The organism is Streptomyces sp. NPDC058457 (assembly GCF_042720695.1).
GTDB lineage: Bacteria > Actinomycetota > Actinomycetes > Streptomycetales > Streptomycetaceae > Streptomyces.
In genome coordinates, this window is record NZ_JBHXLU010000026.1 from 19,150 (window position 1) to 37,272 (window position 18,123).

Annotated in this window: 21 protein-coding genes and 1 tRNA gene; 15 read left to right on the forward strand and 7 right to left on the reverse strand. The window is 69.2% G+C overall.

Going from position 1 to position 18,123, the window contains the following annotated elements; translation table 11 throughout:
• Positions 1-294: 294 nt before the first annotated feature.
• Together ACFWPS_RS21570 and ACFWPS_RS21575 are read right to left on the reverse strand one after the other, a co-directional pair.
• Positions 295-879, reverse strand: a complete 585-nt coding sequence (locus tag ACFWPS_RS21570) for a nicotinamidase (RefSeq protein ID WP_089106660.1) — start codon at positions 877-879, stop codon at positions 295-297.
• A 148-nt stretch (positions 880-1,027) separates the two neighbouring features.
• Positions 1,028-2,374 carry a nicotinate phosphoribosyltransferase gene (locus tag ACFWPS_RS21575; RefSeq protein WP_383707436.1) on the reverse strand — a complete coding sequence of 449 codons (1,347 nt, stop codon included), beginning with the start codon at positions 2,372-2,374 and terminating at the stop codon, positions 1,028-1,030.
• A 58-nt stretch (positions 2,375-2,432) separates the two neighbouring features.
• Between ACFWPS_RS21575 and clpS the strand changes: the two genes are divergently transcribed.
• From clpS to ACFWPS_RS21620, 9 genes are all read left to right on the forward strand, one after another.
• A complete protein-coding gene (gene clpS / locus ACFWPS_RS21580; protein WP_217545442.1) occupies positions 2,433-2,750 on the forward strand; it encodes an ATP-dependent Clp protease adapter ClpS in 318 nt (105 codons plus the stop codon).
• A gap of 75 nt (positions 2,751-2,825) precedes the next feature.
• Positions 2,826-3,431 (forward strand): DUF2017 domain-containing protein, encoded by a 606-nt coding sequence (locus ACFWPS_RS21585; protein WP_383707438.1) that lies wholly within the window; start codon positions 2,826-2,828, stop codon positions 3,429-3,431.
• 332 nt (positions 3,432-3,763) lie between these two features.
• Complete coding sequence (locus ACFWPS_RS21590; RefSeq protein ID WP_383707440.1) at positions 3,764-5,212, forward strand: amino acid permease; 1,449 nt, start codon at positions 3,764-3,766, stop codon at positions 5,210-5,212.
• 135 nt (positions 5,213-5,347) lie between these two features.
• On the forward strand, positions 5,348-5,770 hold the full coding sequence (locus tag ACFWPS_RS21595) for a Mov34/MPN/PAD-1 family protein (protein ID WP_383707442.1): 423 nt from the start codon (positions 5,348-5,350) through the stop codon (positions 5,768-5,770).
• A 267-nt stretch (positions 5,771-6,037) separates the two neighbouring features.
• Positions 6,038-6,133 (forward strand): putative leader peptide, encoded by a 96-nt coding sequence (locus ACFWPS_RS21600; protein ID WP_350784557.1) that lies wholly within the window; start codon positions 6,038-6,040, stop codon positions 6,131-6,133.
• An 87-nt stretch (positions 6,134-6,220) separates the two neighbouring features.
• On the forward strand, positions 6,221-6,499 hold the full coding sequence (locus tag ACFWPS_RS21605; RefSeq protein ID WP_383707444.1) for a MoaD/ThiS family protein: 279 nt from the start codon (positions 6,221-6,223) through the stop codon (positions 6,497-6,499).
• A gap of 7 nt (positions 6,500-6,506) precedes the next feature.
• Positions 6,507-7,457: a PLP-dependent cysteine synthase family protein gene (locus tag ACFWPS_RS21610; protein WP_089106667.1), complete on the forward strand. Its 951-nt coding sequence runs from the start codon at positions 6,507-6,509 to the stop codon at positions 7,455-7,457.
• A 245-nt stretch (positions 7,458-7,702) separates the two neighbouring features.
• Entirely contained in the window at positions 7,703-9,781 is a 2,079-nt protein-coding gene (locus tag ACFWPS_RS21615; RefSeq protein WP_383707446.1) for a putative Ig domain-containing protein, read from the forward strand.
• Between the two features lie 122 nt (positions 9,782-9,903).
• Positions 9,904-10,416 (forward strand): hypothetical protein, encoded by a 513-nt coding sequence (locus tag ACFWPS_RS21620; protein WP_383707448.1) that lies wholly within the window; start codon positions 9,904-9,906, stop codon positions 10,414-10,416.
• Between the two features lie 3 nt (positions 10,417-10,419).
• Here ACFWPS_RS21620 and ACFWPS_RS21625 read toward each other — a convergent pair whose 3' ends face one another.
• Positions 10,420-10,878: a type II toxin-antitoxin system PemK/MazF family toxin gene (locus tag ACFWPS_RS21625; protein ID WP_383707450.1), complete on the reverse strand. Its 459-nt coding sequence runs from the start codon at positions 10,876-10,878 to the stop codon at positions 10,420-10,422.
• Positions 10,879-11,115: 237 nt separating this feature from the next.
• On the opposite strand from ACFWPS_RS21625, the gene ACFWPS_RS21630 reads away from it, so the two are divergent.
• Positions 11,116-11,868 (forward strand): MBL fold metallo-hydrolase, encoded by a 753-nt coding sequence (locus ACFWPS_RS21630; RefSeq protein ID WP_383707452.1) that lies wholly within the window; start codon positions 11,116-11,118, stop codon positions 11,866-11,868.
• Positions 11,869-11,947: 79 nt separating this feature from the next.
• Here the strand turns inward: ACFWPS_RS21630 and ACFWPS_RS21635 are convergent, their stop codons facing one another.
• Both ACFWPS_RS21635 and ACFWPS_RS21640 read right to left on the reverse strand, forming a co-directional pair.
• Positions 11,948-13,195, reverse strand: a complete 1,248-nt coding sequence (locus tag ACFWPS_RS21635; RefSeq protein ID WP_383707454.1) for a PTS transporter subunit EIIC — start codon at positions 13,193-13,195, stop codon at positions 11,948-11,950.
• A gap of 132 nt (positions 13,196-13,327) precedes the next feature.
• Positions 13,328-14,626 carry a PTS transporter subunit EIIC gene (locus ACFWPS_RS21640; RefSeq protein WP_383707456.1) on the reverse strand — a complete coding sequence of 433 codons (1,299 nt, stop codon included), beginning with the start codon at positions 14,624-14,626 and terminating at the stop codon, positions 13,328-13,330.
• A 200-nt stretch (positions 14,627-14,826) separates the two neighbouring features.
• Between ACFWPS_RS21640 and ACFWPS_RS21645 the strand changes: the two genes are divergently transcribed.
• From ACFWPS_RS21645 to rdgB, 4 genes are all read left to right on the forward strand, one after another.
• Positions 14,827-15,060: a glucose PTS transporter subunit EIIB gene (locus tag ACFWPS_RS21645; RefSeq protein WP_234544142.1), complete on the forward strand. Its 234-nt coding sequence runs from the start codon at positions 14,827-14,829 to the stop codon at positions 15,058-15,060.
• Between the two features lie 97 nt (positions 15,061-15,157).
• On the forward strand, positions 15,158-15,895 hold the full coding sequence (rph, locus tag ACFWPS_RS21650) for a ribonuclease PH (protein WP_383707458.1): 738 nt from the start codon (positions 15,158-15,160) through the stop codon (positions 15,893-15,895).
• A gap of 130 nt (positions 15,896-16,025) precedes the next feature.
• On the forward strand, positions 16,026-16,433 hold the full coding sequence (locus tag ACFWPS_RS21655; protein ID WP_383707460.1) for a hypothetical protein: 408 nt from the start codon (positions 16,026-16,028) through the stop codon (positions 16,431-16,433).
• Between the two features lie 33 nt (positions 16,434-16,466).
• Entirely contained in the window at positions 16,467-17,075 is a 609-nt protein-coding gene (rdgB, locus tag ACFWPS_RS21660) for an RdgB/HAM1 family non-canonical purine NTP pyrophosphatase (protein WP_383707462.1), read from the forward strand.
• 5 nt (positions 17,076-17,080) lie between these two features.
• Here the strand turns inward: rdgB and ACFWPS_RS21665 are convergent.
• Both ACFWPS_RS21665 and bcp read right to left on the reverse strand, forming a co-directional pair.
• Positions 17,081-17,167 (reverse strand) — tRNA-Leu (locus ACFWPS_RS21665).
• 42 nt (positions 17,168-17,209) lie between these two features.
• Positions 17,210-17,677: a thioredoxin-dependent thiol peroxidase gene (bcp, locus tag ACFWPS_RS21670; RefSeq protein ID WP_383707464.1), complete on the reverse strand. Its 468-nt coding sequence runs from the start codon at positions 17,675-17,677 to the stop codon at positions 17,210-17,212.
• Between the two features lie 96 nt (positions 17,678-17,773).
• Between bcp and ACFWPS_RS21675 the strand changes: the two genes are divergently transcribed.
• Entirely contained in the window at positions 17,774-18,106 is a 333-nt protein-coding gene (locus ACFWPS_RS21675; RefSeq protein ID WP_383707466.1) for a DUF3618 domain-containing protein, read from the forward strand.
• Positions 18,107-18,123: the final 17 nt, after the last annotated feature.

Here is an 18,123-nt window from a genome sequence, read left to right on the forward strand (position 1 = left end):
TGGGCGCGACCAGCCCCCACCGGCCCGCGGGTGGCCATCGGCCGGTCCGGCACCGCCGGAATCCGCCGTGGTGGCTGAGCGCCGTTGCGGCGGAAAGAAAAGGCGGGCGGCGCAGAAGAGGCGATGGATCGTTGCCGGGCTGGGCAGCCAACCAAGGGGCGCGGGGCTGTGCCGATGTGCGGCTCCGCCGCGTGGGCGCGACCAGCCCCCACCGGCCCGCGGGTGGCCATCGGCCGGTCCGGCACCGCCGGAATCCGCCGTGGTGGCTGAGCGCCGTTGCGGCGGAAACGAGTGTCAGACCACCGGCTTGCCCGTGAGTTCCACGCCTGCCTCGCGCAGTTCCTCCAGGGCGCGTTCCGTCGTCGCCTCCGCCACGCCGGCCGTGAGGTCGAGGAGGACCTGGGTGCGGAAGCCCTCGCGCGCGGCGTCCAGGGCGGTGGCCCGCACGCAGTGGTCGGTCGCGATGCCCACCACGTCCACCTCGTCGATCTTCCGGGCCCGCAGCCACTCCGCCAGCTTGACGCCGTTCTCGTCGACGCCCTCGAAGCCGCTGTACGCCGCTGCGTACGCCCCCTTGCTGAACACCGCGTCCACCGCCCCGGAGGCGACCGCCGGGGCGAAGTTCGGATGGAAGCCCACACCCTCGGTGCCGGCGACACAGTGCGCCGGCCAGCTGCGGACGTAGTCGGGGTTGTCGGCGAAGTGGCCGCCCGGTGCGATGTGGTGGTCGCGGGTCGCCACCACGTGGCGGTAGCCGGCGGGCGCCTGCCCGATCAGCTCCGTGATCGCGGCGGCCACGTCGGAGCCCCCGGCCACCGCGAGGCTGCCTCCCTCGCAGAAGTCGTTCTGCACATCGACGACGATCAAGGCGCGGCGCATGGTCGGTGTCCTTCACATTCGATATCGGGTCCGTCGACGGGAGAGACGCGGAAAGAAGGGGTGCGGGCCCGGCCTGAACCTATGAGCGTAGAGACTTACGGGGGCGTAGGGGAGGGGGCCTGACGGGGCGCGTACGCGGGCACTCGCTCTAGCTACCCGAGCGCCCCTGCACGTACTCCGTCGGAATGACCGGTTCCCCGCGCGAGAGCTGGGTCGCGGAGAGCGGCAGATTCGCGCGGGCCGCCGCGTGCCGGGTGCGGGGCGCGTCCAGGGGTTCGCGGGCGACGACCTCGCCGGACTTCACCAGTTCGATCAGGAGCTGCCGGTCGACCAGGCCGGCCGGGACCTCGCCGGTGCCGACCACCTCGGCCTCCGCCACCCCGTCGGCGTCCATCCGCCGCGCCGCCCACTTGCGGCCGCCGACGGACGTCTTGCCGCCCGTCGACTTCTTCGCGACCGGCACCAGCGGCGCCTTCGGGTCGGCGGACTCGGCGCGGGCGACCAGCTTGTAGACCATGGAGCAGGTGGGGTGCCCGGAGCCGGTCACCAGCTGGGTGCCGACGCCGTACGCGTCCACGGGGGCGGCGGCCAGGGAGGCGATGGCGTACTCGTCGAGGTCGGAGGTCACGATGATCCTCGTGTCCCGCGCGCCCAGCTCGTCCAGCTGCTGGCGCACCCGGTGGGCGACCAGCAGCAGGTCGCCGGAGTCGATGCGGACCGCGCCCAGCTCGGGCCCGGCCACCTCCACGGCCGTACGGACCGCCTCGGCGACGTCGTACGTGTCGACCAGCAGGGTGGTCCCGCGGCCGAGCGAGTCGACCTGGGCCCGGAAGGCGTCCCGCTCGTGGTCGTGGAGCAGGGTGAAGGCGTGGGCGGAGGTGCCGACGGTGGGGATGCCGTAGCGGAAGCCGGCGGCGAGGTCGGAGGTGGTGGCGAAACCGCCGACGTAGGCGGCGCGGGAGGCGGCGACGGCGGCCAGTTCGTGGGTGCGGCGGGCGCCCATCTCGATCAGCGGGCGGTCCCCGGCGGCCGAGGACATGCGGGAGGCGGCGGCCGCGATCGCGGAGTCGTGGTTGAGGATGGAGAGGATCACGGTCTCCAGGAGCACGCACTCGGCGAAGGAGCCCTCCACCCGCATGATCGGCGAGCCCGGGAAGTAGACCTCGCCCTCGGGGTAGCCCCAGATGTCGCCGCCGAAGCGGTAGCCGGCGAGCCACTCCAGGGTCGGCCCGTCGACGATCTTCCGCTCCTGGAGGAAGCGGAGGACGTCCGCGTCGAAGCGGAAGTTCTCCACCGCGTCCAGGACGCGTCCGGTGCCCCCCACGACGCCGTAGCGGCGCCCGTCGGGGAGCCGCCGGGTGAAGACCTCGAAGACGCTCCGCCGCTCGGCCGTACCCGCCTTGAGTGCGGCCTGCAGCATCGTCAGCTCGTACTGGTCCGTGAAGAGCGCCGTCGACGGGACGTCCACCGGCAGCCCAAGGTCCGCAGTGTTCATGGCGACAGATGCTACACCCCTTTGTGTCAGTGTGACGATTTAAGGGGCCCGTGGCAGCATTGGCCTTGTGACGTCACCCGCTCCCGTAGAGATCGAACGCACCGAGTCGGCGGAAGAGGCCTTCGCCGTCCCCGAGCCGGACGTCCCGTGGATCACGCTCGTGCACAACGACCCCGTCAACCTCATGAGCTATGTGACGTACGTCTTCCAGACGTACTTCGGCTATCCCAAGGACAAGGCCACCAAGCTCATGCTGGACGTCCACCACAAGGGCCGGGCGGTCGTCTCCAGCGGCAGTCGCGAGGAGATGGAACGCGACGTGCAGGCGATGCACGGCTACGGCCTGTGGGCGACCCTCCAGCAGGACCGCAAGTAGCCACAGTCCCCCGATCGGCCCCGGCCGGCCCCCGATCAGCTCCTCGATCAGCTCCGGAAGCAGCGAATCCCCTCCATGCCAGGAATCTTCGAACCGCTCCCCGGCGGCGGCGCGGCCGTCGCGCTCGACGATGTCGAGATCTCCATCATCCGGTCGCTGGCCGTCCAGCTCCTGGAACTCATCGGCCCCGGCCCCGCCGAGGACGCCCCCGACGACCCGCTCGCCGAACTGTTCGCCGAGGGCCCGAGCGAGGCGCCCACCGACCCGGTGCTGCGCCGGCTCTTCCCGGACGCCTACTGCGACCCGGAGCGGCTTCCGCAGACCCCGGAGGAGGCCGAGGAGCGGCAGGCCCACTCCGCCGAGTTCCGCCGCTACACCGAGAACGACCTCAGGGCCGGCAAGCGGGAGACCGCCCTCGCGGTGATCCGCTCCCTCGACGCCCTCGTCCCGGAGGAGAAGGGCGACGCGGTCCTCAAGCTGACGCCCGAGGAGTCCCGGCAGTGGCTCGGCGCCCTCACCGACCTGCGCCTCGCGATCGGCTCCCGCCTCGACATCACCGACGAGGACGACACCGACCTGCTCTACCGGCTCCCGGACGAGGACCCGCGCAAGCCGATGGTGATGGCGTACCTGTGGCTCGGCGGCCTCCAGGAGACCCTGGTCACGACCCTTATGCCGTAATCCGTCCAGGTTTCGCGTTCGCTCAGAGGACGCTCAAATCCGGATAACGATCCCGTCACCGTTGCGGCCTGGTATGGCCGTTTCGGTCGCGTTTTGTCCGCTTCTTCCAGTGGTGTGCGCCACAATCCCTCTCGGCGGAACCCGGTGATCAGTGTTGCGGCCGTGATAAATCTTCACGACCGCCCGGCGAACACCACCCATGTGTACGTCCGGGTGCGCCACCGAACCGGCCAACCGCCGGTCAGGCACCGCTCCATCATCCGGGGGGATCGAAACCCGATCCGAGGCCGACGAGAGGCCCGGGTCGGCATGGAGAAAGGCGCACACCACACATGACCTCCGCTCAGGTCGACACGTCGGAGAAGTCCTCCGGGACCTCCGAAGCCTCCGAAGAGGGGTACGAGCGCGGGCTCGGCAGCCGCCAGGTCCAGATGATCGCCATCGGCGGCGCCATCGGCGTCGGCCTCTTCCTGGGTGCCGGGGCGAACATCGCCAAGGCCGGTCCCAGCCTCATCCTGATGTACGCCGTTGCCGGCGCCATCGTCTTCTTCATCATGCGGGCCCTCGGCGAGCTGCTGCTCTACCGCCCGGTCTCGGGTTCCTTCGCCGAGTACTCCCGCGAGTTCCTCGGCCCGTTCTTCGGCTACTTCACCGGCTGGACGTACTGGCTGATGTGGGTCGTGACGGGCATGGCGGAACTCACCGCCGCCGCGATCTACGTGAACTACTGGTTCCCGTCGGTCCCGCAGTGGGTGACCGCGCTGGTCTTCCTGGTGATCCTCTTCGGGGTCAACCTGATCTCGGTGAAGGTCTTCGGAGAGCTGGAGTTCTGGTTCTCCATGGTCAAGGTCACCGCCCTGATCGGCATGATCGTGATCGGTCTCGGCGTCCTCACCTTCGGCTTCAGCGCCGCCGGTGACACCGCGTCGGTCGCGAACCTCTACCAGTTCGACGGCTTCTTCCCCAAGGGCGTCGGCTCCTCCCTGATGACCCTTCAGGGCGTCATGTTCGCCTACCTCGCGGTCGAGCTGGTCGGTGTCACCGCCGGCGAGTCGGAGAACCCGGAGAAGACCCTCCCCAAGGCGATCAACACGCTCCCCTGGCGCATCGCCCTCTTCTACGTCGGTGCGCTCACGGTGATCCTCTGCGTCGTGAAGTGGACGGAGTTCGCCCCGGGCGTCAGCCCCTTCGTGGCCGCCTTCGCGAAGATCGGCATCCCGGCCGGCGCCGGCATCGTCAACTTCGTCGTCCTCACCGCCGCCCTGTCCTCCTGCAACTCCGGCATGTACTCCACGGGCCGCATGCTGCGGAACCTGGCCGACAGCGGCGAGGCCCCGGCCGTGTTCCGGAAACTGTCCGCGTCGAAGACCCCGGCGCTCGGCATCACCGTCTCGGTCCTCTTCATGGGCATCGGCGTGATCCTCAACTACGTCGTCCCGGAGAAGGCGTTCGGCTACGTCACCTCCGTCGCCACCGCGGCCGGCATCTGGACCTGGCTGATGATCCTGATCAGCCACGTCCTCTACCGCCGCGCGGTCGACGCGGGCCGCCTGCCGGCCTCCGCCTTCCCGGCCCCCGGCGGCGCGAAGTGCAGCTGGATCGCGATCGCCTTCCTCCTCTTCGTCACGTGCCTGATCGCGTACGACGGCGACTCCCGGGTCTGCCTGTACGTCATGGCCGGCTGGGCCGCCGCGCTCGGCGTCGGCTGGCTGGTCCTGAAGAACCGCAACCCCGAGGTCGCCGAGCGCCACGAGCCGGCACCGCTGGAGAAGGTGAACTGACCACCCCCTCCAGGACGTCCCGCCGCAGGGAGCACTCGTGGCGCTCCTTGCGGCAGCCGCTCAGGATGTCCGGCATCTGGGCCGTCCCGTACCAGCCTTCGGTACGGGACGGCCCTTCTGCTTATCCTGGCGACCATGCTGACCATCACCCAGGCCCTCGTCGACCAGATCGTCGCCCACGCGCGCAAGGACCACCCCGACGAGGCGTGCGGCGTCGTCGCGGGCCCGGCGGGCTCGGACCGCCCCGAGCGGTTCATCCCGATGCTGAACGCGGCGATGTCCCCGACGTTCTACGAGTTCGACTCCGGCGACCTTCTCAAGCTGTACCGGGAGATGGACGACCGCGACGAGGAGCCGGTGGTCGTCTACCACTCCCACACGGCGACGGAGGCGTACCCGTCGAGGACCGACATCTCGTACGCGAACGAGCCCGGCGCCCACTACGTCCTCGTCTCCACCGCCGACACCGACGCCCTCGGCGACTTCCAGTTCCGCTCGTACCGCATCGTGGACGGCGAGGTCACGGAAGAGGAGATCACGATCGTCGAGGCGTACTGACTCCCGGCGAGCCGACGCCTGCCTCTTCTTCTCCGCCGCTCACCAAGACCTTTCCGCCGCTACGGCGCTCAGCCGCGACGGCGGATTCCGGCGGTGCCGAACCGGCCGGTGGGGGCTGGTCGCGCCCACGCGGCGGAGCCGCATGTCGATACAGCCCCGCGCCCCCACGGGAGCTGCCCTGGGCCTCATCTCGTAGTTCGGTCAGAATTCGTCCGGCATGTGGAATCACACTCCGGAACCGGTGCCGGGAATCGATACGATGAGCCCATGGTTCTGAACGACGTGGGCGACAAGGCGCGGGGCACCCTGCTCGTGGCGCGGCTGCACGTCGATCTGTGCAGGCTGAACAGCGCCATCTGTTGACGTTTCCCTGCCGCCGTACGGCCATGAGCCGCGGCGTGCTGCTGTGCGCGCCCAACCACCCAGACTTCCCGACAGGAGCCCGCGATCATGGCCATCGAGGTCCGCATCCCGACCATCCTCCGCCAGTACACCGAAGGTCAGAAGGCGGTGGAGGGCAGCGGTGAGACCATCGCCGACCTCTTCAACGACCTCGAGACCCGGCACGCCGGCATCCACGCCCGCATCGTGGACGACGGCAAGCTGCGCCGCTTCGTCAACGTGTACCTGAACGACGAGGACGTCCGTTTCGTCGACGGCATCAACACCAAGCTCACCGACGGCGACACCGTGACGATCCTGCCGGCCGTCGCCGGCGGCATGGCCTGAGATCGGCATGCGCTACGACTCCCCGTTGGCCGCGGTCGGCAACACCCCCCTGGTGCGCCTGCCGCGGCTCTCGCCGTCCGCCGACGTCCGGATCTGGGCCAAGCTGGAGGACCGCAACCCGACCGGTTCGGTCAAGGACCGTCCCGCCCTGCACATGATCGAGCAGGCGGAGAAGGACGGCCGGCTGACCCCGGGCTGCACCATCCTGGAGCCGACGTCGGGGAACACCGGCATCTCGCTGGCGATGGCCGCCAAGCTCAAGGGCTACCGCATGGTCTGCGTGATGCCCGAGAACACCTCGCAGGAGCGGCGGGACCTGCTGGGGATGTGGGGCGCGGAGATCATCTCCAGCCCGGCCGCGGGCGGTTCCAACACCGCGGTCCGGGTGGCGAAGGAACTGTCCGCCGAGCATCCCGACTGGGTGATGCTCTACCAGTACGGGAACCCGGACAACGCCGGCGCGCACTACGCGACCACCGGTCCTGAGATCCTCGCCGACCTGCCGTCCGTGACGCACTTCGTCGCGGGGCTGGGGACCACCGGCACGCTGATGGGCGTCGGCAGGTACCTGCGCGAGCACAAGCCCGACGTGAAGATCGTCGCCGCCGAACCCCGGTACGACGACCTGGTGTACGGGCTCAGGAACCTCGACGAGGGCTTCGTGCCCGAGCTGTACGACGCCTCCGTGCTCACCACCCGGTACTCGGTCGGCTCCGCGGACGCGGTGACCCGGACCCGGGACCTCCTCCAGCAGGAGGGCATCTTCGCGGGCATCTCCACCGGCGCCGCGCTGCACGCCGCGATCGGCGTCGGGAAGAAGGCCGTACAGGCGGGCGAGAGCGCGGACATCGTGTTCGTGGTCGCCGACGGCGGCTGGAAGTACCTCTCGACCGGCGTGTACACCGCCGCCACGACCGAGGAAGCCATCGAGACCCTCCAGGGTCAGCTCTGGGCATAGCCCTCATCATGTACGCGCCAACCCCCTCCTATGAGGGGGCTAAGCGCTGCCTATGGCGGGGCAAAGATCTTCGTCCGGGGGAACCGGTCCCCGGTGAACCCGGCTAGGTTCCTCACCGTCCTGTCATGCCACGCTCATCGGCATACCAGGGTGTTCGAAGTGTCATGCTCATGACGCCGCACTCTGCCGCCGCTACGCGCGTCACGGGCCTGCCTTGTAACCCCACCGATGGAGGCAGTACCCCCATGCGTGAATCACGACGGAGCCTGCGAAGACTCCTGGCCTTCGCCTTCCCCGCCCTCGCCCTGGCCGTCTCCGGTTTCGTCGCGGCACCGACCGCACAGGCACAGGCATCGGCACAGACCATCGCCCCCCGGGCCACCGCCCAGACCACCCGGGCCGCCCAGAACTCCAAGGCGCTCACCGACCCCGCCCGGCAGGCCGTGCACAGCACCGGCAAGGCAGGGCAGAAGGTGCCCACCAAGCACCTGTGCGCCACCGTCAGCAAGCCCGGTGAGGTCAACTGCTTCGCGCAGCGCCGCACCGACATCAAGCAGCAGCTGTCCGCCGCGCTCGCCGCCGCCCCCTCCGGCCTGAGCCCGACCAACCTGCACAGCGCCTACAACCTGCCCTCGACGGGCGGCTCCGGCCTGACGGTCGCCGTGGTCGACGCCTACAACGACCCCAACGCCGCCTCGGACCTGGCCACCTACCGCTCCACGTACGGCCTGTCGGCGTGCACCGTCGCCAACGGCTGCTTCAAGCAGGTCAGCCAGACCGGTTCGACGACCTCGCTGCCGACGAACGACTCCGGCTGGGCCGGCGAGGAAGCGCTCGACATCGACATGGTCAGCGCCGTCTGCCCGAACTGCAACATCATCCTCGTCGAGGCCAGTTCCGCCACCGACTCCGACCTCGGCACCGCCGAGAACGAGGCCGTGACGCTCGGCGCCAAGTTCGTCTCCAACAGCTGGGGCGGCTCCGAGTCCTCCTCCCAGACCAGCGAGGACACCTCGTACTTCAAGCACCCGGGTGTCGCGATCACCGTCTCCGCCGGTGACGAGGACTACGGCGCCGAGTACCCGGCGACCTCCCAGTACGTGACCGCCGTCGGCGGCACCGCGCTCTCCACCTCCTCCAGCACCCGCGGCTGGACCGAGTCCGTGTGGAAGACCAGCTCCTCCGAGGGCACCGGCTCCGGCTGCTCCGCCTACGACTCGAAGCCGAGCTGGCAGACCGACACCGGCTGCACCAAGCGCATGGAGTCCGACGTCTCCGCGGTCGCCGACCCGGCCACCGGCGTGGCGGTCTACGACACCTACGGCGGCTCCGGCTGGGCGGTCTACGGCGGTACGAGTGCCTCCTCGCCGATCATCGCCGGTGTGTACGCCCTCGCGGGCACCCCGGGTTCGAGTGACTACCCGGCGAAGTACCCGTACTCGCACACCAGCAACCTGTACGACGTCACCAGCGGCAACAACGGCTCCTGCTCCACCTCGTACTTCTGCACCGCCGGCACCGGCTACGACGGCCCGACCGGCTGGGGCACCCCGAACGGCACCACCGCCTTCGCCTCCGGCACCAGCACCGGCAACACGGTGACCGTCACCAACCCGGGCAGCCAGTCCACGGCCACCGGCTCCTCGGTCAGCCTGCAGATCTCCGCCTCCGACAGCGCGGGCGCCACCCTCACCTACAGCGCCAGCGGCCTGCCCACCGGCCTGTCCATCTCCAGCTCCACCGGCCTGATCTCCGGCACGGCGTCCACCGCGGGCACCTACAGCACCACCGTCACCGCGACCGACTCCACCGGCGCGTCCGGCTCGGCCTCCTTCACCTGGACCGTCTCCACCAGCGGCGGCGGCACCTGCACCTCGTCCCAGCTCCTTGGCAACCCCGGCTTCGAGTCGGGCAACACCACCTGGACCGCGAGCAGCGGCGTCATCACCAACTCCAGCAGCGAGGCGGCCCACGCGGGCTCGTACAAGGCCTGGCTCGACGGCTACGGATCGACCCACACCGACACGCTCTCCCAGTCGGTGACGATCCCGTCCGGCTGCACCGCCACCACGTTCACCTTCTACCTGCACGTCGACACGGCCGAGACCACCACCAGCACCCAGTACGACAAGCTGACGGTCACCGCCGGTTCGACCACCCTGGCCACGTACTCGAACCTCAACGCGGCCACCGGATACGTGCAGAAGTCCTTCAGCCTCGGGTCCTACGCGGGCTCGACCGTCACCCTGAAGTTCAGCGGTGTCGAGGACTCCTCGCTCCAGACCAGCTTCGTCGTCGACGACACCGCCGTCACGACCGGCTGACCCCTCCCGTGAACTGACCGGATCCCGCGCCCGGAAGCCGTCCGGGTGCGGGATCCGTACGAGCGGCGGCTACGTCATATCGGCACCAAGGGTCCGTTCCCCGACGGAAAGGCGGACACCCCATGCGCCGTACGACGTTCCACCGCGCGACGCTCGCCGCGGCGAGCCTGCTCCTGCTGGCGGGCTGCGGCTCCCAGGGCGGAGGCGGGGACAAGGGCAGCGGCACGGTGTCCCCCTCGCCCACCACCAGCCCCAGTGCCAGCCCCAGTGCCAGCCCCGGCGCGAGCGCCAGTGGCTCCTCCGGGAGCTGCGCTCCCCTGGGCGCCGAGCTCAGCGCCGCCGACAGCGGCCGTACCTTCTGCCTGGCCGAGAACGCCGCGTTCCGGGTCACCCTGAAAGGCACCGAACAGCGCCCCTGGAAGAAGATCGCCGTGGCCGGGGACACGGACGCCCTGAAGCCCATCAACTACGGGTTCATGCTGCGCACCGGCTACGGCGGAGCCGCCTACCAGGCGGTCGCCCCCGGCACCGTCACCCTCTCCTCCACCCGCCCCCTGTGCGCCGAGCCCACCGCACCCGGCCAGGTCTCCTGCAAGGGCATCCAGGAGTGGCAGGTCACCGTGAAGGTGAACTGAGCCTCAGCCGGCCAGGTGCCGTACCTGGTCCCACAGCACCGGGTCGACCACGCCCACCCGGCGCCGGAACTCCCACACCGCGATCTCGCGCAGCTCGTCCGTCTCCAGGAAGCTCGGCCGGCCCTGGGCGTCCCCGACCGAGCCCGGCGGCAGCGGGATCACCCCGGCGCGCTCGTCGTGGTACTTGCTGGTGATCTTCGCGATGGTCGCCCGGTTGCCGCGCACGGCCAGCACCAGGCAGGGCCGGTCCTTGGTGCCGGGACCGTCCTCGTAGGGCACGTTGGCCCACCAGATGTCCCCCGGATGGGGCCGTCCGAGCTGCCCGCGGGTGCCACGCGGATACCCCGGCGGGCGGGTGCGGTGCCCGTGCGGACGGTGGCCCCTGCCCCAGCCGTCGACGAGCGTGGCGACCAGCGCCAGCAGGACGACTGCCGCGAGCGCGAGCCACCATGACGTGTCCATACGACGACGTTACCGGCGCGAGATAATCGACGCGCGCCCTTACGCGATCCTCATACGCCCCCGGTCCAGCCGAACCGGTGACAGCACAGGTGAGTTCGCCCACAACGGCACCTGGCGGAGGAGCGACCGGCTCTTTTGCGCCTTACGCTCGACAAACCGCACGACCCCCGTCATGCCCTTTTTCCCGACTCCAGTTGCCAGCGCATCTGGGTTTCCGCCAACGGAGGTTTCTGCTTCATGAAGCTCACCGTCGTCGGCTGCTCGGGGTCGTTCCCGTCCGCGGAATCGGCCTGTTCGAGCTACCTCGTAGAGGCCGACGGCTTCCGGCTGCTCCTCGACATGGGCAACGGCGCCCTGGGCGAGCTGCAGCGCCACTGTGGTCTCTACGACCTCGACGCGATCTTCCTGAGCCATCTGCACGCCGACCACTGCATCGACATGTGCGCCTACTTCGTGGCGCGCTACTACCGCCACGACGGCGGCCCGTGCCCCCCGATCCCGGTCTACGGCCCCGAGGGCACCGAGCACCGCCTGACCACGGCCTATGCCGACACCCCCACCGCGTCCTCGATGAGCGAGGTCTTCGACTTCCACACGGTGAAGCCGTCCACGTTCGACGTCGGCCCCTTCACGGTCCACACCGAGCGGGTCCGCCACCCCGTCGAGGCGTACGGCATCCGCGTCGAACACGCCGGGAAGTCCCTGACGTACTCGGGTGACACCGGTGTCACTCCGGCGCTGGAGGACCTGGCCCGGGACACCGACCTGTTCCTGTGCGAGGCCGCCTTCACGCACGGCAAGGAGAACATCCCGGACCTGCACCTCAACGGCCGCGAGGCCGGCGAGACCGCGGCCCGGGCCGGTGCCCGTCGCCTGGTCCTCACCCACATCCCGCCGTGGACCGACCCCACCGTGAACCTCGCCGACGCCCGCGAGGCCTTCGACGGCCCGGTCGATCTCGCGGCGCCGAGGGTGACGTACGAGATCTGACACGTGTACGGCGTTCAGGGCCGTACGACGAGAAGGCCCCCGCCGCCGCGGGGGCCTTCGTCATGTGTGCTGCCGGGACTCACGCCTTCGTGAGGTCCTCGATCTCCTCCTCGGGCTCGCGGCCCGGGGTGGGGAGGTTGAAGCGGACGATGGCGAAGCGGAAGACGAAGTAGTAGATCGCTCCGAACACCAGGCCGATCGGGATGATCAGCCAGGGCTTGGTCGCCAGGTTCCAGTTGAGTATGTAGTCGATGACACCCGCGGAGAAGGTGAAGCCCGCGTGCACCCCGAGCGCCCAGGTGATCGCCATGGACAGGGCGGTGAGCACCGCGTGGATCACGTACAGCAGCGGCGCGATGAACATGAAGGTGAACTCGATCGGCTCGGTCACACCGGTCACGAAGGAGGTCAGCGCCATCGACAGCATCATGCCCATCACGGCCGCGCGGCGTTCCGGGCGGGCGGTGTGCGCGATGGCCAGGGCGGCGGCCGGGAGGCCGAACATCATGATGGGGAAGAAGCCGGACATGAACTGACCGGCGGTCGGGTCGCCGGCGAAGAAGCGGGTCAGGTCACCGTGGACGATCGTGCCGGACGCCGTCTTGTAGTCGCCGATCTGGAACCAGGAGACGGTGTTCACGAACTGGTGCATGCCGACCGGGATCAGCGCGCGGTTGATCAGACCGAACAGACCGGCACCGAGGGCGCCCAGGCCCGTGATCCACTCACCGAAGTGGGAGATGCCCTCGCCGATCGGCTTCCAGACCAGACCGAAGAAGACACCCATGACCGTGCCGACGAAGGCCATGATGATCGGGACGAGCCGGCGGCCGTTGAAGAAGCCGAGCCAGTCGACCAGCTTGGTCCGATGGAAGCGCTGCCAGACCACCGCGCCCAGCAGACCCATCACCAGGCCGCCGAGCACACCGGGGTTGTTGTAGGTCGCGGGGACGTCCGCGCCCTTCAGGATCTGCGCGTCGGTGACGGGGAACGCGGTGAGCACGTTCTTGTAGACCAGGAAGCCGACCAGGGCGGCCAGCGCGGTGGAGCCGTCCGACTTCTTGGCGAAGCCGATCGCGACGCCGATACAGAAGAGCATCGGGAGGTTGTCGAAGATCGCGCCACCGGCCGTGGCGAACACCGAGGTGACCTTGTCGGGCAGGTGCAGCTTGTCGTGGATGTCCTGCTGACCGAAGCGGAGCAGCAGGCCCGCCGCCGGCAGCACGGCGATCGGGAGCTGGAGACTGCGGCCGACCTTCTGCAGACCCTGGAACAGACCGGATCCCCACTTCTTTGTGGGGCCCGCCGTCACGGTGGCGGTTGTCATACTTCCTCCATCGGTGGTGGTCTACACCACTCAGTGGTGTAGACCTGTTGTACACGATGGGGGCGTTATAAGGAACCCGTCAATTCCGCAACCGGAACGCTACGCGCTGTACGCCATATGGCCACAGGCTGCTCAAGCCTTGGTGACGTCCTCCACTTCGTCCTCCGGTTCTCTGCCCGGGGTCTTCAGGTCGAACCGCGTGATGGCGAACCGGAAGATCACGTAGTAGACCGCCGCGAAGCACAGGCCGATCGGGATGATCGCCCAAGGCCGGGTCGCCAGCTTCCAGTTGATGACGTAGTCGATGAGCCCCGCCGAGAAACTGAACCCGTCGTGCACCCCCAGCCCCCAGGTCACCGCCATCGACACCCCGGTCAGCACCGCGTGCACCGCGTACAGCAGGGGCGCGATGAAGAGGAACGAGTACTCGATCGGCTCGGTGATGCCGGTCACGAACGACGTCAGTGCCACCGACAGCATCAGACCGCCGATCTCCTTGCGCCGGTGCGGCTTCGCGCAGTGCGTGATGGCGAGCGCGGCGGCCGGCAGCGCGAACATCATGATCGGGAAGAACCCCGACGTGAACTGACCCGCGTGCGGATCACCCGCCAGGAACATGTTGATGTCACCGTGCACCGTCTGGCCGTCGGGCGTGGTGTAACTGCCGAACTGGAACCAGATGGGCACGTTCAGGAACTGGTGCAGCCCGACCACCAGCAACGCCCGGTTCGCGAGTCCGAACACTCCCGCACCCCACGCCCCCGCGTCCCGCAGCCAGTGGCTGAAGCTCTCCAGACCGCTGCCGACCGGCGGCCAGATCCACAGGCACAGCGCGGCGAACACGATGGCCACGAACGACATGATGATCGGGACCAGCCGCCGCCCGTTGAAGAACCCGAGCCAGTCCACCAGCCGCGTCCGGTGGTACCGGGCCCAGAAGAAGGCCGTCAGCAGCCCCAGCGCGATCCCGCCGAAGACCCCCGGATTCTGGAACGTGAACGTCGACACCGTCCCGTCGCTCACCTGGCACCCGATCCCCGGCAGCGTCCTCGAACCGCCGGGACAGTCCTCCGGGAACTGGTGCAGCACCCCGTAATAGACGAGGAAGCCCGCCACCGCCGCCAGCGCCGTCGAACCGTCCGCTTTCTTCGCCATGCCGATCGCGACCCCGACGCAGAACAGCAGCGGCAGCCCCACCGAACCGTCGAGCAGCGCCCCGCCCGCCCCCTTCATCACCTTGGAGATCGCCGTCCAGCCCAGCCCCTGGTCGCCGAACACGTCGGGCTGGCCCAGCCGGTTGAGGATCCCCGCGGCCGGCAGCACCGCGATCGGCAGCTGAAGACTGCGGCCCATCTTCTGCAGCCCCTGGAACAGCACGTTCCACCGCTCCCGCGCGGGACGTGCCGTACTGTCGGCGCTCTCGGCACTCATGGGCGCGTCCTCCGGGCCGCTCGGCTGCACCGCGGGTTGCCACGGGGGTTTGTCGACCACCCGCCAGCTGGTGTAGACCAGTCGACAGACGGTTCCGCCGCGGTGCTCGCCATCATTCGGCACCGGCGGTAAGGCCGCTCGCAAAGATGGGCCAACTGTGGGTTACTGCGACAAAGCGGTTCGGATCAGGGAGAAGGAACATGGCCAGCAAGGCTGAGAAGATCGTCGCCGGCCTCGGCGGAATCGAGAACATCGACGAGATCGAAGGCTGCATCACCCGGCTGCGCACCGAGGTCCACGACGCCTCCAAGGTCGACGACGCCGCCCTGAAGGCCGCCGGCGCCCACGGTGTCGTCAAGATGGGCACCGCCATCCAGGTCGTCATCGGCACCGACGCCGACCCGATCGCCGCGGAGATCGAAGACATGATGTGAGCCCACGGGTTCACCAGAGCTACCGGGTTCACCGGCAAGGGGCTCTTCCCCCTCCTGGGGAGGAGCCCCTTCGCACGCTCCGGATAGGCTCGTCGCCATGTCTCGATTCGACGGCCGCACCCCCGAACAACTCCGCCCGGTCACCATTGAACGCGGCTGGAGCAAGCACGCCGAGGGCTCCGTCCTCGTCTCCTTCGGCGACACCAAGGTCTTCTGCACCGCCTCCGTCACCGAAGGCGTCCCCCGCTGGCGCAAGGGCAGCGGCGAGGGCTGGGTCACCGCGGAGTACGCCATGCTCCCCCGCGCCACCAACACCCGCGGCGACCGCGAGTCCGTGAAGGGCAGGATCGGCGGCCGCACCCACGAGATCTCCCGCCTCATCGGACGCTCCCTGCGCGCCGTCATCGACTACAAGGCCCTCGGCGAGAACACCGTCGTCCTCGACTGCGACGTCCTCCAGGCCGACGGCGGCACCCGCACCGCCGCCATCACCGGCGCCTACGTCGCCCTCGCCGACGCCGTCACCTGGGCGAAGGAGCGCAAGCTCGTCAAGGCCGGCCGTCAGCCCCTGACCGGCACCGTCTCGGCCGTCTCGGTGGGCATCGTCGGCGGAGTTCCCCTGCTGGACCTCTGCTACGAGGAGGACGTCAAGGCCGAGACCGACATGAACGTCGTCTGCACCGGTGACGGACGCTTCGTCGAGGTCCAGGGCACCGCCGAGGCCGAACCCTTCGCCCGCGACGAACTCAACGCCCTCCTCGACCTCGCGGTCGCCGGCTGCACCGACCTCGCCGCGATCCAGCAGGCCGCGCTCGAAGAGGCCCTCAAGAAGTAAAGGAAAAGGAAAAAGCCGAGGTACGACGGGGGCAACCCGGGCGGCCGACCCCGCGTCCCTATCAATACGGGCGCACGGCACGTACAGCCGTGCGCCCGGCCAGTCCTGCAACGGGGAGGGGAACACCACCATGGCCGCCAGCCGACGCCGAGGACGCCGTCGCGTCACCGCCATCGCCGCCGTAGCCGCGACCACCGCACTCACCACCGCCCTGCTCACCGGCTGCGGCTCGGTCGACACGGCACTGGACTGTGTCCGGACCGCCGACTCCATCGCCGACAGCGTCACCGCCCTCCAGCAGGCCGTGGAGAACGCCGCGAACGACCCCACCCGGACCGACGCCTCCCTCGACTCCATCCAGCAGAACCTGAAGAAGATCGGCGACAGGACGGACGACGCCGACGTCAACAAGGCGGTCGACCACCTCCAGCAGGCCGTGGACAACGTCCGCACGGCCGTCAGGAACGGCGACTCGACCCCCGACGTCACCCCGGTCACCGACGCGGCCGGCGAACTGACGAAGGTCTGCACGCCCTAAGCGGAGGCTGCGGCGGTTGCGATACTGCCTGCCATGACGACCCGCCTGATCCTCGCCACCCGCAACGCCGGAAAGATCATCGAACTCCGCGCCATCCTCGCCGAAGCGAGCCTGTCCCACGAGCTGGTCGGCGCCGAGGAGTACCCCGACATCCCCGACGTCAGGGAAACCGGCGTCACCTTCGCCGAGAACGCGCTGCTGAAGGCCCACGCCCTCGCCCGGGCGACGGGCCTTCCCGCGGTCGCCGACGACTCCGGCCTCTGCGTCGACGTCCTGAACGGCGCCCCCGGCATCTTCTCCGCCCGCTGGGCAGGCCGCCACGGCGACGACAAGGCCAACCTGGACCTTCTCCTCGCCCAGCTCTCCGACATCGCCGAGGAGCACCGGGGGGCGCACTTCGCGTGTGCGGCGGCCCTGGCATTGCCGGACGGCACGGAACGGGTGGTCGAGGGCCGGCTGAGGGGGATCCTGCGCCATGCCCCTTCCGGCACCAACGGCTTCGGCTACGACCCGATCCTCCAGCCGGAGGGGGAGAGCAGGACCTGCGCGGAGCTGAGCCCCGAGGAGAAGAACGCGATCAGCCATCGCGGGAAGGCGTTCCGGGCGCTGGTGCCCGTCGTACGGGACCTGCTCGGCGAGTGAAGCGCTGGTGCGGCCGGAGGGACTCGAACCCTCACGGGAGTTACCCCACTGGGACCTAAACCCAGCGTGACTGCCAATTCCACCACGGCCGCCTGAAGATGCTGCCCGGCCATGCTAGCGGCCGGGCAGCGGGGTCAGATGCCCAGATCCTTGATGATCTTGGCCACGTGGCCGGTGGCGCGGACGTTGTAGAGGGCGCGTTCCACCTTGCCCTCTTCGTCGACGATGACCGTGGAGCGGATGACGCCCAGGTATGTCCTGCCGTAGTTCATCTTCTCGCCGTAGGCGCCGTAGGCGTCCAGGACCTTCTTGTCGGGGTCGGCGAGGAGGGTGACCCTGAGGTGCTCCTTCTCGCGGAACTTGCCGAGTTTCTCCGGGGCGTCGGGGGAGATGCCGAGGACGTCGTAGCCGGCGTCGGCGAGGAGGGAGAGGTTGTCCGTGAAGTCGCAGGCCTGCTTCGTGCAGCCTGGGGTGAGGGCCGCCGGGTAGAAGTAGACGATGACCTTGCGGCCCTTGTGGGCGGAGAGGGACACCTCGTTGCCGTCGGCGTCGGGGAGGGTGAAGTCGGGGGCTACGTCCCCGGGCTGGAGTCGCTCGCTCATCGGTCTAGCGTAACGGGGGGTCCTGGCATGGCAGTGGTGGCGAGAACTGACAGACTGTCCAGAACAGGCAGTACGGCAGACTTCGGAGGGCCTACGGTGGCGGAGACGTCGGACACCAGAACCCCGGCGCAGATCGAGGCGGACATCAAGCGCCGCCGCGAGGTGCTGGCCGAGACGCTGGACGAGATCGGGGTGCGGGTGCATCCGAAGACCATCGTCGGCGACGCGAAGGCCAAGGTCGCGGCCAACGTCGATCACACGCTCGGGAAGGCCTACGTCCAGGTCAACCGGGTCGTGAGTGAGGTGCGGGCCCAGTTCGTGGACGAAGAGGGCGCGCCGCGGCTGGAGCGTGTCGTGCCGGTCGCCCTCGTCGCCGTGGGCGTGGTCGGGCTGCTGGTCTTCAGCGGTACCCGGCGGCGCAAGAGCTGATCAGAGGCAGGTAGGTT

Bases quoted from the DNA above. Each gene is read 5' to 3' on its own strand.
- ACFWPS_RS21610 (WP_089106667.1), top strand. From the start codon at position 6,507: ATGCGCTACGACTCCCCGTTGGCCGCGGTCGGCAACACCCCCCTGGTG.
- rph (WP_383707458.1), top strand. From the start codon at position 15,158: ATGTCTCGATTCGACGGCCGCACCCCCGAACAACTCCGCCCGGTCACC.
- ACFWPS_RS21600 (WP_350784557.1), top strand. From the start codon at position 6,038: ATGGTTCTGAACGACGTGGGCGACAAGGCGCGGGGCACCCTGCTCGTG.
- ACFWPS_RS21575 (WP_383707436.1), bottom strand. From the start codon at position 2,374: ATGAACACTGCGGACCTTGGGCTGCCGGTGGACGTCCCGTCGACGGCG.
- ACFWPS_RS21585 (WP_383707438.1), top strand. From the start codon at position 2,826: ATGCCAGGAATCTTCGAACCGCTCCCCGGCGGCGGCGCGGCCGTCGCG.
- ACFWPS_RS21605 (WP_383707444.1), top strand. From the start codon at position 6,221: ATGGCCATCGAGGTCCGCATCCCGACCATCCTCCGCCAGTACACCGAA.
- ACFWPS_RS21635 (WP_383707454.1), bottom strand. From the start codon at position 13,195: ATGACAACCGCCACCGTGACGGCGGGCCCCACAAAGAAGTGGGGATCC.
- ACFWPS_RS21620 (WP_383707448.1), top strand. From the start codon at position 9,904: ATGCGCCGTACGACGTTCCACCGCGCGACGCTCGCCGCGGCGAGCCTG.
- ACFWPS_RS21640 (WP_383707456.1), bottom strand. From the start codon at position 14,626: ATGAGTGCCGAGAGCGCCGACAGTACGGCACGTCCCGCGCGGGAGCGG.
- ACFWPS_RS21595 (WP_383707442.1), top strand. From the start codon at position 5,348: ATGCTGACCATCACCCAGGCCCTCGTCGACCAGATCGTCGCCCACGCG.
- ACFWPS_RS21625 (WP_383707450.1), bottom strand. From the start codon at position 10,878: ATGGACACGTCATGGTGGCTCGCGCTCGCGGCAGTCGTCCTGCTGGCG.
- bcp (WP_383707464.1), bottom strand. From the start codon at position 17,677: ATGAGCGAGCGACTCCAGCCCGGGGACGTAGCCCCCGACTTCACCCTC.
- ACFWPS_RS21630 (WP_383707452.1), top strand. From the start codon at position 11,116: ATGAAGCTCACCGTCGTCGGCTGCTCGGGGTCGTTCCCGTCCGCGGAA.
- ACFWPS_RS21655 (WP_383707460.1), top strand. From the start codon at position 16,026: ATGGCCGCCAGCCGACGCCGAGGACGCCGTCGCGTCACCGCCATCGCC.
- ACFWPS_RS21615 (WP_383707446.1), top strand. From the start codon at position 7,703: ATGCGTGAATCACGACGGAGCCTGCGAAGACTCCTGGCCTTCGCCTTC.
- ACFWPS_RS21570 (WP_089106660.1), bottom strand. From the start codon at position 879: ATGCGCCGCGCCTTGATCGTCGTCGATGTGCAGAACGACTTCTGCGAG.
- rdgB (WP_383707462.1), top strand. From the start codon at position 16,467: ATGACGACCCGCCTGATCCTCGCCACCCGCAACGCCGGAAAGATCATC.
- ACFWPS_RS21645 (WP_234544142.1), top strand. From the start codon at position 14,827: ATGGCCAGCAAGGCTGAGAAGATCGTCGCCGGCCTCGGCGGAATCGAG.
- ACFWPS_RS21590 (WP_383707440.1), top strand. From the start codon at position 3,764: ATGACCTCCGCTCAGGTCGACACGTCGGAGAAGTCCTCCGGGACCTCC.